Origin of the sequence: Pseudomonas vranovensis (assembly GCF_040438935.1) — a bacterium.
Taxonomy (GTDB): Bacteria; Pseudomonadota; Gammaproteobacteria; order Pseudomonadales; family Pseudomonadaceae; genus Aquipseudomonas; species Aquipseudomonas vranovensis.
Genome location: NZ_CP159259.1, coordinates 5,768,934 through 5,780,563, shown reverse-complemented (window position 1 = coordinate 5,780,563; position 11,630 = coordinate 5,768,934). Strand labels below are relative to the sequence as shown.

10 protein-coding genes are annotated in these 11,630 nt (G+C 59.5%); 1 reads left to right on the top strand and 9 read right to left on the bottom strand.

The window, feature by feature from the left end; genetic code table 11:
* Nucleotides 1–69: 69 nt before the first annotated feature.
* From msrQ to mrcB, 9 genes are all read right to left on the bottom strand, one after another.
* A complete protein-coding gene (msrQ, locus tag ABVN19_RS26790) occupies nucleotides 70–672 on the bottom strand; it encodes a protein-methionine-sulfoxide reductase heme-binding subunit MsrQ (RefSeq protein ID WP_028944486.1) in 603 nt (200 codons plus the stop codon).
* Nucleotides 672–1,685 carry a protein-methionine-sulfoxide reductase catalytic subunit MsrP gene (gene msrP, locus ABVN19_RS26785; protein ID WP_028944487.1) on the bottom strand — a complete coding sequence of 338 codons (1,014 nt, stop codon included), beginning with the start codon at nucleotides 1,683–1,685 and terminating at the stop codon, nucleotides 672–674. Before msrP ends, msrQ begins: the two co-directional genes overlap by 1 nt.
* A gap of 63 nt (nucleotides 1,686–1,748) precedes the next feature.
* Nucleotides 1,749–2,606: a CDP-diacylglycerol--serine O-phosphatidyltransferase gene (gene pssA, locus ABVN19_RS26780; protein WP_028944488.1), complete on the bottom strand. Its 858-nt coding sequence runs from the start codon at nucleotides 2,604–2,606 to the stop codon at nucleotides 1,749–1,751.
* 146 nt (nucleotides 2,607–2,752) lie between these two features.
* On the bottom strand, nucleotides 2,753–3,769 hold the full coding sequence (gene ilvC / locus ABVN19_RS26775; RefSeq protein WP_028944489.1) for a ketol-acid reductoisomerase: 1,017 nt from the start codon (nucleotides 3,767–3,769) through the stop codon (nucleotides 2,753–2,755).
* 51 nt (nucleotides 3,770–3,820) lie between these two features.
* Nucleotides 3,821–4,312, bottom strand: coding sequence for an acetolactate synthase small subunit (gene ilvN, locus ABVN19_RS26770; protein WP_028944490.1), 492 nt, complete (start codon nucleotides 4,310–4,312; stop codon nucleotides 3,821–3,823).
* 2 nt (nucleotides 4,313–4,314) lie between these two features.
* Nucleotides 4,315–6,039, bottom strand: a complete 1,725-nt coding sequence (locus ABVN19_RS26765; protein ID WP_028944491.1) for an acetolactate synthase 3 large subunit — start codon at nucleotides 6,037–6,039, stop codon at nucleotides 4,315–4,317.
* Nucleotides 6,040–6,461: 422 nt separating this feature from the next.
* Nucleotides 6,462–6,791, bottom strand: coding sequence for a YqcC family protein (locus tag ABVN19_RS26760; protein ID WP_028944492.1), 330 nt, complete (start codon nucleotides 6,789–6,791; stop codon nucleotides 6,462–6,464).
* A complete protein-coding gene (locus ABVN19_RS26755; protein WP_028944493.1) occupies nucleotides 6,791–7,543 on the bottom strand; it encodes a tetratricopeptide repeat protein in 753 nt (250 codons plus the stop codon). Before ABVN19_RS26755 ends, ABVN19_RS26760 begins: the two co-directional genes overlap by 1 nt.
* Nucleotides 7,544–7,566: 23 nt before the next feature.
* Nucleotides 7,567–9,888 carry a penicillin-binding protein 1B gene (gene mrcB, locus ABVN19_RS26750; RefSeq protein WP_028944494.1) on the bottom strand — a complete coding sequence of 774 codons (2,322 nt, stop codon included), beginning with the start codon at nucleotides 9,886–9,888 and terminating at the stop codon, nucleotides 7,567–7,569.
* Between the two features lie 117 nt (nucleotides 9,889–10,005).
* Here mrcB and ABVN19_RS26745 point away from each other — a divergent pair, with 117 nt between their 5' ends.
* A complete protein-coding gene (locus tag ABVN19_RS26745; protein ID WP_105642699.1) occupies nucleotides 10,006–11,568 on the top strand; it encodes a bifunctional aminoglycoside phosphotransferase/ATP-binding protein in 1,563 nt (520 codons plus the stop codon).
* Nucleotides 11,569–11,630 lie beyond the last annotated feature (62 nt).

Sequence of the window (11,630 nt, the reverse complement as noted above, 5' to 3'; positions counted from 1 at the left end):
TTTGTTTCAGAAGAAGCAATTTGGCTATAAGCAGCAAGGTTCAGGCGGCAAATAGAAGCAACGGTGCATTCAGGCTTTTGTTGCAGAGAATCTTGGGATATGCCGCGCAAACACGGGAATACGCAGCGCCAATAGAATCACCCCGATCCCCGCATACACCGCCCACTCTTTAAGATCGGCACGCACGACCCACAGGAAGTGCAGCAACCCCAAGGCAAGAATCACATAGACCAGCTTGTGCAACTTCTTCCAACGCGCGCCCAGACGCCGCTGGCTGTAGCGATTGGACGTCACCGCCAATGCCAGCAACCCCAGGAATCCCAACGCCCCCACAATAATGTAGGGGCGCTTGCTCAACTCCACACCCAATTGCCCCCAGTCCAAGCCGAGGACGAACACCATGTAGGCACTCATGTGCAGCACTATATAAGCAAAGCACCACAACCCCAGTTGCCGGCGTGACACGATCCATCCCGCCCAACCTGTCAGTCGCTGCAGCGGCGTCATGGACAATGTGATAAGTAGGAAGATCAGCGCACCCAACCCCAGTCGATCGACCAGGATTTTCCCGGGGTCAGGCCCCAGGGCATTCATGGCGGCCTCATACAGCCACCAGAGCGGCCAAATGCTGGCCAGGATGAAAATACCCAGGCGCAACAGTGGATAGCGCATCAGTAGTTCTTCCGCAGATCAAGACCGCCATACAGCTCCGCCACTTCCTCGGCGTACCCGTTGAACATCTGGGTAGTACGCACGTTGGGGCTGAACAACCCACTGGGCAGTCGTCGCTCGCGGGCCTGCGTCCAGCGAGGATGATCCACCTCGGGATTGACGTTGGCATAGAAGCCATACTCTTCAGGCGCTATGGCTTGCCAGGTGGTCCGCGGCTGCTCTGCTACCAGGCTGATACGCACAATGGACTTGATGCTCTTGAACCCGTACTTCCACGGCACCACCAAACGTAGCGGCGCACCATTCTGATTGGGCAGCTCGCGCCCATACATTCCCACCGCCAAAATCGCCAACGGGTTCATCGCCTCATCCAGGCGCAGTCCCTCTACATATGGCCAATCGATCAAGGCAAAATTGGAGCGCTGCCCAGGCATGCTCGAAGGGTCTTGCAGGGTTTCAAAGCGAATGAATTTTGCCTTGGAGGTTGGCTCCACCTGCTTGAGCACTGCTGACAAGGGAAAGCCCAGCCAGGGAATGACCATCGACCAGGCTTCAACACAACGCAACCGATAGATCCGCTCTTCCAACTGGTAGGGACTCACGAAGTCTTCTAGCACATAGCGCCCCGGCTTACCGACTTCTCCGTCAACCACCACGGTCCAGGGCTGCACCTTGAGACTGCCGGCATTTTCTGCCGGATCGCCCTTGTCGGCACCGAACTCATAGAAATTGTTGTAGTGCGTCGCGTCTTTATAGGGCGTGATCCCCTCCCCTGGCGCGGTTACCGCCTGCCAGCGAGCGGTGGCGAGCTTGTCGCTGAACCAGCCTGGCGCCGCTCCCGCCTCGACATCTGCATAGCGCGATATATCAGCGGCGCCAACCTCGCAGGGAAGTGCCGAAGCCGCCAACGCAGCAACAGAGCCACCGAGCAATGCCCGGCGCGAGAGATAGAAGGATTCAGGAGTAATGTCCGACGCTTTGCAATCGGAGGCTTTGGACAGCTTGATAAGCATGGTGGCTCCGTAGAACTGGAGGACTGATGCACCAGTAGACTACGGAGCCTGAGCGAAATTACATCACTCGATGTTTTTCCGGCGGCGGATACGCAGCAGGTACTGCACCGGGCCGGATGCCGCATAGCCAAGGAACACCAACAGCAGAATGCGCGGTGGATCACTGAAGACTACCGCGAACACCAGCACCACCGCGAGGATCGCTACGAACGGTACGCGCCCCTTGAGGTCCAGCTCCTTGAAGCTGTTGTACTTGATGTTGCTGACCATCAGCATACCCGCCGCGGCCACCAGCAAGGCGACCAGGAACGAGAGTTTCGAGCCCTGGATACCATAGTCGCTGAAGGCCCAGACTGTACCGGCCACCACACCCGCCGCAGCCGGACTGGCCAGACCGATGAAGTAACGCTTGTCAGCTGTACCGACCTGAGTGTTGAACCGCGCCAGACGCAGTGCAGCACCGGCCACGTAGATGAAGGCGACCATCCAGCCGACCTTGCCCATGTCCCCGAGCGCCCAACCGAATGCCAGCAGCGCGGGAGCCACACCAAAGGCGACCATGTCCGACAGCGAGTCATATTCGGCGCCGAAGGCACTCTGGGTGTTGGTCATGCGGGCCACACGGCCATCGAGACCGTCGAGGACCATGGCCACGAAAATGGCGATGGCAGCAAAGGCGAAGTACTTGCTCGCCTCGCGCGGATCACCGGCACTCAGGGCAGCCTGGGCGCTCATGGAGTTGATGATGGAGTAGAAACCGGCGAACAGGTTCGCAGTAGTGAAGAGATTGGGCAGCAGATAGATGCCGCGATGCCGAACCTTGCGTCCTTCGGCGTCATGCCCTTCTTCAACATGCTCATCGATCGGTAGCAGGCTTTCGGCGTCAGAGGCCTTGTTCGGCTCTTCGGGACGTTCGCTCATTGACATTACCTTGCAACGGTGTGGAAAGTTTCGACAGAGGTCTGCGACGAGGGTTCACCGGCAGACGATGAAGCTTTATACCAGATGCTGAGCGCCTAAACGAAAAAACGCGGCCGAAGCCGCGTTTTCATCGCATCAAGCCAGAATCAGTTCTTGGCCTTGTCAACGATCTTGTTGGCGGCGATCCAAGGCATCATCGAGCGCAGTTGCTCGCCGATGACTTCGATGCCGTGAGCGGCGTTGTTACGACGCTTGGCGGTCATCGATGGGTAGCCGGTAGCACCTTCGCTGATGAACATCTTCGCGTATTCGCCGTCCTGGATGCGCTTCAGAGCGTTGCGCATGGCCTGACGGGACTCGGCGTTGATGACTTCCGGGCCAGTCACGTACTCGCCGTACTCGGCGTTGTTGGAGATCGAGTAGTTCATGTTGGCGATACCGCCTTCGTACATGAGGTCAACGATCAGCTTCAATTCGTGCAAGCACTCGAAGTAAGCCATTTCTGGCGCGTAGCCTGCTTCAACCAGGGTTTCGAAACCGGCCTTGACCAGTTCGACAGTACCGCCACACAGAACAGCCTGCTCACCGAACAGGTCGGTTTCAGTCTCGTCCTTGAAGGTGGTTTCGATGATACCGGTACGACCACCACCAACGCCTGCAGCGTAGGACAGGGCGACGTTCTTGGCGTTGCCCGAAGCGTCCTGGTAGATAGCGATCAGGTCAGGGATACCACCGCCTTTGACGAACTCGGAACGTACAGTGTGACCCGGCGCTTTTGGCGCGATCATGATCACGTCCAGGTCAGCACGTGGCACAACCTGGTTGTAGTGGATAGCGAAGCCGTGGGAGAAGGCCAGGGTGGCGCCCTTCTTGATGTTCGGCTCGACTTCGGTCTTGTACAGCTGGGACTGGAACTCGTCCGGGGTCAGGATCATGACCAGGTCGGCACCGGCAACAGCGGTTGCCACGTCGGCAACTTTCAGGCCATGGGCCTCAGCCTTGGCAACGGTGGCCGAACCTTTACGAAGACCGACAGTGACATCCACACCGGAATCTTTCAGGTTGCACGCCTGAGCGTGGCCCTGGGAGCCGTAACCGATGATGGCAACTTTCTTGCCCTGGATGATCGAAAGATCGCAGTCTTTATCGTAGAAAACTTTCATGAACATACCCCTGTTATCTCGGCCCGATAGGGCCATCGCTAATTTTTTGAGTTAGATGCTGAGCACTTTGTCGCCGCGGGCAATGCCGGTGACGCCACTGCGCACTGTTTCGAGAATGGACGCGGTACCGATGGCCTGAATGAAGCTGTCAAGCTTGTCGCTGGCGCCAGTCAGCTGGACGGTGTAGACGCTGCTGCTGACATCGACGATCTGCCCACGATAGATATCGGTGGTGCGTTTGATCTCGGCGCGCTGTGCGCCCGTGGCCTTGACCTTTACCAGCATCAGCTCACGTTCGATGTGCGCGCTTTCCGAGAGGTCGACAAGCTTCACGACTTCAACCAGCTTGTTCAGGTTTTTGGTGATCTGCTCGATCACCTCATCATGACCGACCGTGGTCAACGTCAAACGCGACAGGGTCGGGTCTTCGGTGGGTGCTACGGTCAGGCTTTCGATGTTGTAGTTACGCTGCGAGAACAGACCGACCACGCGAGACAAGGCACCGGGTTCGTTTTCCAACAGCAGGGAAATAATGTGCCGCATGATTAGGTACGCTCCGTCTTGCTCAGCCACATGTCGCGCATGGAACCATCTTTGATCTGCATCGGGTAGACGTGCTCGCTGTTGTCGACCTGGATATCGATGAACACCAGGCGGTCTTTCATGGCGAACGCTTCCTCGAGCTTGGGCTTGAGGTCCTTCAGACTGGTGATGCGAATGCCCACGTGGCCATAGGCTTCAGCCAATTTGACGAAGTCAGGCAGCGACTCCATATAGGAGTGCGAGTGTCGGCTGTTGTAGGCCATGTCCTGCCATTGGCGGACCATACCCAATACACCGTTGTTCAGGTTGACGATCTTGACCGGCAGGTCGTACTGCAGGCAGGTCGACAGTTCCTGGATGTTCATCTGGATGCTGCCTTCGCCGGTTACGCAGGCTACGTCCTGGTCCGGGAAGTTCAGCTTGATGCCCATGGCCGCCGGGAAACCGAAGCCCATGGTGCCCAGGCCGCCAGAGTTGATCCAGCGATTAGGCTTGTTGAAGCGGTAGTACTGTGCGGCGAACATCTGGTGCTGACCCACGTCGGAGGTCACAAAGGCATCACCCTTGGTCACTTCGCACAGAGTCTCGATCACCGTCTGCGGCTTGATAACGCTGCCATCGCCCTTGTTATAAGGGAACATGTCGCGATCACCACGCCACTCTTCGATCTGCTTCCACCACGCGTCGATAGCGGCCTTTTCTGGCTGCTCGCCGATTTCGCGCAAGGTCGCGACCATTTCAGTCAGCACGCTGTCGACCGGACCAACAATCGGTACGTCAGCCTTGATGGTCTTGGAGATCGACGCTGGGTCGATATCGATGTGGATAACTTTGGCGTTCGGGCAGAACTTGGCCGGACCGTTGACCACGCGATCATCAAAACGCGCACCGACGGCGAAAATCACGTCGGCATGGTGCATGGCCAGGTTGGCGGTGTAGCTGCCGTGCATGCCGAGCATGCCGAGGAACTGGCGATCGGTACCCGGATAGCCACCCAACCCCATCAGGGTGTTGGTGACCGGCAGGTTGAGCATCTGGGCGATCTCGGTCAGGGCTTCGGAGCCGCCACCGAGGATCACGCCGCCACCGGCATAGACCACTGGACGTTTGGCAGCCAGCAGCATTTCGGCGGCCTTGCGGATCTGCCCCGAATGACCACGGACAGCCGGGCTGTAGGAACGCATCTTGACCTTTTTGGGGTAGACGTATTCGAACTTTTCCGCCGGGTTGGTCATGTCTTTCGGGATATCGACCACGACCGGGCCTGGACGGCCGGACTGAGCCAGATAGAAAGCTTTTTTCAGGACTTCCGGGATTTCCGAGGCATGCTTGATCATGAAGCTGTGCTTCACGATCGGCCGGGAGATACCGATCATGTCGGTTTCCTGGAAGGCATCGGTACCGACCATGGTGCTAGGCACCTGGCCAGAGAGGATAACCATCGGAATGGAGTCCATGTAGGCGGTGGCAATACCGGTAATGGCATTGGTCGCACCAGGACCCGAGGTCACCAGTACCACGCCGGCCTTGCCGGTGGCACGGGCATAACCGTCCGCCATATGGGTAGCGGCCTGCTCGTGACGAACCAGGATGTGATTGACTTCCGGTTCCTTGAACAGGGCATCGTAAACATGCAGGAGAGCACCACCAGGGTACCCGTAGATGTGCTTAACGCCTTCGTCACGCAAAAAGCGGACGACCATCTCAGCGCCAGATAAAAGCTCCACGTTGTTCACCTCTAAAACGCCAGAATACCGCCCACGGTGGACGGGTCTTAATAGGTTTACTGCCAAGCAGAGCATGAGCGACGGAATCGCCGACTACGTCAGCACTGACTGAGCAAGTATTGGGAGCGCCCCAAAGTGTTGCGGGGTTTTCCCACCCAGCGCGAGGTAACGCGTTGCGGGGTGTAACAGGTCGGCGCGGGTGTGCGCCTCATGATCTGCTTAGCGGGTCTGCTTCTGGCAGTCCCTCTACAGCGGAATCTGGATTCTTGTGATTCGGCGCGCGCAAGTCAAGAAAAATTATTGCCAATTTTCCCCAAGGACGATCAACAGCCACCATTAATGCTAATAGCTGCAGCAGAAAAACAAACATTACAAAGAAAAAGAGCCACATTCTGTGGCTCCAAGGGTGAAAAGAGGGAAATTCAGGCAGATGGACTGATCAATTGATCAAATTCTGCTAGTAGCCTGCGCAGCTCGCGACTTTCGTCCGGGCGGTCTACGTATACCGTTTCAGCCATGACCAGGATGCCGGAAGCATTTGGCAGCGGCAGCCCCTTTTCGAGAATCTCTTTCATTTTCGGCAGGAAAATCCACTGCAGCCACTGATCGAAGCTCATGCTGTCGACCGCAAACGGCACGGTACTCGCCAACGCCTGTGAAGAGGGGGCAACATCGCTCCACCAACCCTGGGCATGCAGTTCGTGTTCGATCAGCAGCAGGTGATCGGCGATATCCAGAATGCGCGGGTCCATTACAAGTTGACCTGGGCTTTCTGCCGCGCCAGCGCCGCGCCGGCCGAATCGCCCTGTTTCTCGCGTGCCTGGGCAATGATGTTCCACAGCCCGGCTTGCAGGTCTGGACGACCATTGGCGTACGTCAGCGCACGTCGCGCCAACTGCTCCGACTGGGCCGCATCTCCTTGGGCCAGGCGCACCTGGGCCAGGCGGTAGAGCACCTGCGGCTCGCGTGGCGCGATGCGCTGGGCGCGCTCAAGGCTCGATGAGGCGCCGTTGTAGTCACCACTACCCTGTTGTTGCTGGGCGGTGGTCAGCAGTGCCAGCACCGGGCCATCGAGTTGCTCGTCGGCCGACAAACCACCGCTGGCTGCGCCGCTGCGCGGGATACCGCTCGGAGCGCTGGGCGCGGTGCTAGGCATGGTGTAACTGCCCGCGTTCACCGAACCACTGTTGTAAGGCGCCGAGCTGACAGGGCCAGGTGTCATCGGACCGGTCGAGATCGGCGCAGCTGCCGTCGAAGCCGGGAATGTCTGGATGGGTGCCGCACCCGCCCCTTGCGGAACCATCACGGTCACACCGGAGTCCTGGGGCACGGCCTGTGCCTGGCGGGTGCCGGCATTGACCTGAGCACCCCGTGCAGCTGAAACCCGATCACTGTTGGAGACTCGAGTACTCGAGTCGACCACAGGAATCGAGCCGCGTTGTACGCTGGCGCAACCGTTGAGCAAAGCCAGTGCCGTAAAGGCAGGTATCCACCACTTGTTCACTTCACACCCTCTTTGCCTAGTGCTTAATTCATCCAGCCCTTGACCCAGTCCATCACGGACTCGGCGGGATCCTGCGTGCCACCACAAGCGGCGCCGGCAGGGGGCTCACTGCCGCGAATATACGGCATCTGTACTGCACCCGGGCAACTGGCGTCGGAGCCTTGCCCAGTGTGTGGATCTACCCAGGCCTGAACCACGTTGTCGGGCAATGGCATGTCCAGCGGTAGCGGGTCGGCCTTGCGCATGAAGCTGGTCCACACCTGCAGGGCACCAGTAGCGCCGGTGAACGGCGTCTTGCCGTTGTCGTCACGACCCAACCAGACCACGGCCAGCAAGTCCTGGCTGAACCCGGCGAACCAACTGTCGCGAGAATCGTTACTGGTGCCGGTCTTGCCTGCCAGGGTCAGGGAGCTTGGCAGTACGCTATAGACCGAACGCCCGGTACCTTCGCGCATCACCCGCTGCATGGCGTTCTGCACCAGATAGATTGCCCCCGGGTCGAAGGTCTGCTGGATCTGAAACGGATAGCGCTTGAGTGGCTCGCCCTCGGCCGTCAGCACACTGCGGATGCCGCGCATCGGTGTGTTGAAGCCGCCATTGGCCAGCGTCTGGTACATGGTCGCAACCTGCATTGGCGACATGCCGCCGGCACCCAGCAGCATCGACGGGAACGCCGGCCAGTCGACGTTCACGCCCAGTCGTCCAATGGTTTTGAGCACATTCGGCACACCCACTTCCAGGCCCAGCTTGGCCGTCGACAGGTTGTAGGAGTTGGCCAGGCCTTGGTACAGATAAATGGTGCCGTGAGAGCGGCGATCATAGTTCTGTGGACGCCAGACCTGTCCGTCGCCGCCTTTCACCGCGAACGGCTCATCCTGCATCCAGGTAGTCAGGGTGTATTTGCTCGGCTTTTCCAGGGCGGTCAGATAGACCGCCGGCTTGACCAGCGAGCCTATCGGGCGAACGGCATCAATGGCCCGGTTGAACCCGGCAAAGCCCGCCTGACGACTGCCGATCAGCGCCTGCACTTCACCGGTTTCCGGATTGGTGACCACCATCGCAGCTTCGACTTCGTCGGACCCCTTGCGTCCGGCCAGGCGCTTGAACGTCTCGGACATCGCCGCCTCAGACTTCATCTGCAGGATCGGGTCGAAACTGGTGAAGATGCGCAGGCCTTCTTCGGTCAAGTCTTCGTCGCGGTAGTCCTGGCGCAGCTGACGCTTCACCAGGTCGAGGAACCCAGGGAAGGAGCTGTCGGCCAGACTGCCACGCTTGGTCACACCCAGCGGCATTTTCTTCGCTGCAGCGACGGCCTCGGGTGTCGCCACCCCCTGCTCGGCCAGCAGGTCGAGCACCAGGTTACGCCGCACGGTGGCCCGTTCCGGGTAACGACGCGGGTTGTAGTAGGACGGCCCCTTGACCATACCTACCAGCAACGCCACCTGATGCAACTTCAATTCCGACAGTGGCTGACTGAAGAAGAACTGGCTGGCCAGGCCGAAACCATGCACTGCACGCTGACCATCCTGACCGACGAACACCTCGTTGAGGTAGGCCTCCAGGATCTCGCGCTTGTCGTAGTGCAATTCAAGCAGCAGGGCCATCATCGCTTCGGTGAGTTTGCGACTGAGGCTGCGTTCGTTGGTCAGGTAGAAGTTCTTGACCAATTGTTGCGTCAGGGTACTGCCACCCTGGCGCATCGCACCCGACGAAGTGTTGACCCAGACCGCACGAGCGATGGACTTGGGCGATACGCCAAAGTGGCTGTAGAAATCGCGGTCTTCCACGGCAACCAGGGTTTCGAGCAGGTACGGCGGCACCTGGTCGAGCTTGATCAGAATCCGGTCTTCGAGGTTCTTGGGGTACAGGCCGCCAATCAGCAACGGTTCAAGCCGCACCACGTCGAGCTTGGAGCCATTGGCGCCGCTCAGGCCCGCCACATAGTCGCCGGAGAAACGCACGCGCACCGCTTGTGCCTGCTCCATGCCTTCATAGAACTGGAAACCACGGGTGTTCAGGTCAACGGTGTTGCCGCTGACGGCAGCGGCACCCGGACCATTGGCGACGCTTTCGCGGCGATAACCCAGGGCATCGAGTTCAATGAGAAAATCGCTCTTGCTCAGCTTCTGTCCGACGAACAGCTCCAGCGGCCGGGCATACACCTTGGCAGGGATGGTCCAGCGCTTGCCGGAGAACTTCTCCTGGACCACAGCGTCGAGATAAATGGCAAAGCCGGCCAGCACCACAAGGCCAACCAGGCTGAGCTTGATGGCCCAGCCCAGCCAGGCGCCAGAGCGGCCAGACGGGCGTTTTTTCGGGGTACGGGGGGATCGGGTACGAGTCATGGCGGCGGATTATACGCACTTTATTGATCGTCGACAGGCGCCCTCCGGCGGTTTGCACCAGCCTCGCTTGCCGCCATAATGGCCGATTCGAATCTCCATGCCCCAGAAGGATCGCCCGTGAGCCAAGCCTTGATCACCGCATTGCAAAACCCCGCCCTGTTTCCCCATCCGGTCAAGCAATTCCAGGTGATTGAAACTCACATTTCCTGGGTGCTGTTGACCGGCGACTACGCCTACAAGATCAAGAAGCCGATGAACTTCGGTTTCCTGGACTTCACCGAGCTGTCCGGGCGCAAGCACTTCTGCGCCGAAGAACTGCGCCTGAACCAGCGCCTGACCGAAGGTTTGTATCTGGAGGTATTGCCGATTACCGGCAGCGCCGAAGCGCCACAACTGGCAGGCGATGGCGAGCCTGTCGAGTACGCGCTGAAGATGCGCCAGTTCCCGCAGGACCAGATGCTCAGCACCCTGCAAGCCAATGGCGAACTGACTGCCGAGCACATCGACCAGATGGCCCGCCAGATCGCCGAGTTCCACCTGCAGGCGCCCAGGGTGCCTGTCGATCATCCACTGGGAACCCCGGACAGCGTCATGGCGCCGGTGGAGCAGAACTTCGAGCAGATCCGTCCGTTCCTTTCCGACAAGGCCGACCTGCAACAGCTCGATGCCCTGCAAGCCTGGGCCCAGGACAGCTTCAAGCGCCTGCACGGCCTGCTCGAAGCCCGCAAGGCCGAAGGTTTCATCCGTGAGTGCCACGGTGATATCCACCTGGGCAATGCCACCCTGATCGACGGCAAGGTCGTGATCTTCGACTGCATCGAGTTCAACGAACCTTTCCGCCTGACCGACGTGTATGCCGACACCGCCTTCCTGGCCATGGACCTGGAAGACCGTGGGCTGAAGTCGCTGTCGCGCCGCTTCATCAGCCAGTACCTGGAACTGACCGGCGACTATGCCGGCCTTGAACTGCTGAACTTCTACAAGGCCTACCGTGCACTGGTACGCGCCAAGGTCGCCCTGTTCAGCATGCCGGCCAACGCCGATGCGGTGCAGCGCGCTACTACCCTGCGCACCTACCGCAACTATGCCAACCTGGCGGAGAGCTACAGCGCCATCCCGTCGCGTTTCCTGGCGATCACCCATGGTGTGTCTGCCGTAGGCAAGAGCCACGTGGCCATGCGCCTGGTCGACGCCCTGGGTGCCATTCGCCTGCGTTCGGATGTAGAGCGCAAGCGCATGTTCGGTGAGCAGGCAAGCGCCAGCGCCGGCCAGTTGCAAGCCGGCATCTATAGCGAGGACGCCAGCCAGGCAACCTACCAGCGCCTGCACCAACTGGCCGAAATCATTCTGCGCGCGGGGTTCCCGGTGGTCATTGATGCCACCTACCTCAAGCAGGCGCAGCGTCAGGCCGCCGCTGGTGTCGCCAGCGAGACAGGCGTGCCGTTCCTGATCCTTGACTGCAATGCCCCCGATGCGGTCATTGCCAGCTGGCTGGCACAGCGCCAGGCCGACCAGAACGATCCATCGGATGCCACGCTGGACGTGATCAAGGCACAGCAAAGCAGCCGCGACCCGCTCAGTGCCGAGGAAGTACTGCAAAGCAAACGAGTGGAAACCAACGAAAGCGGCAGCCTGGATCTGCTGGTCAAGCAGATTCGTCAGCGCCTTCCCGGGCTCTGATCGCCCTCGGAGCGTGAAGCAGTCGACACTTCACGCTTGCGCTCGAACGCCTCCCTGGCGAT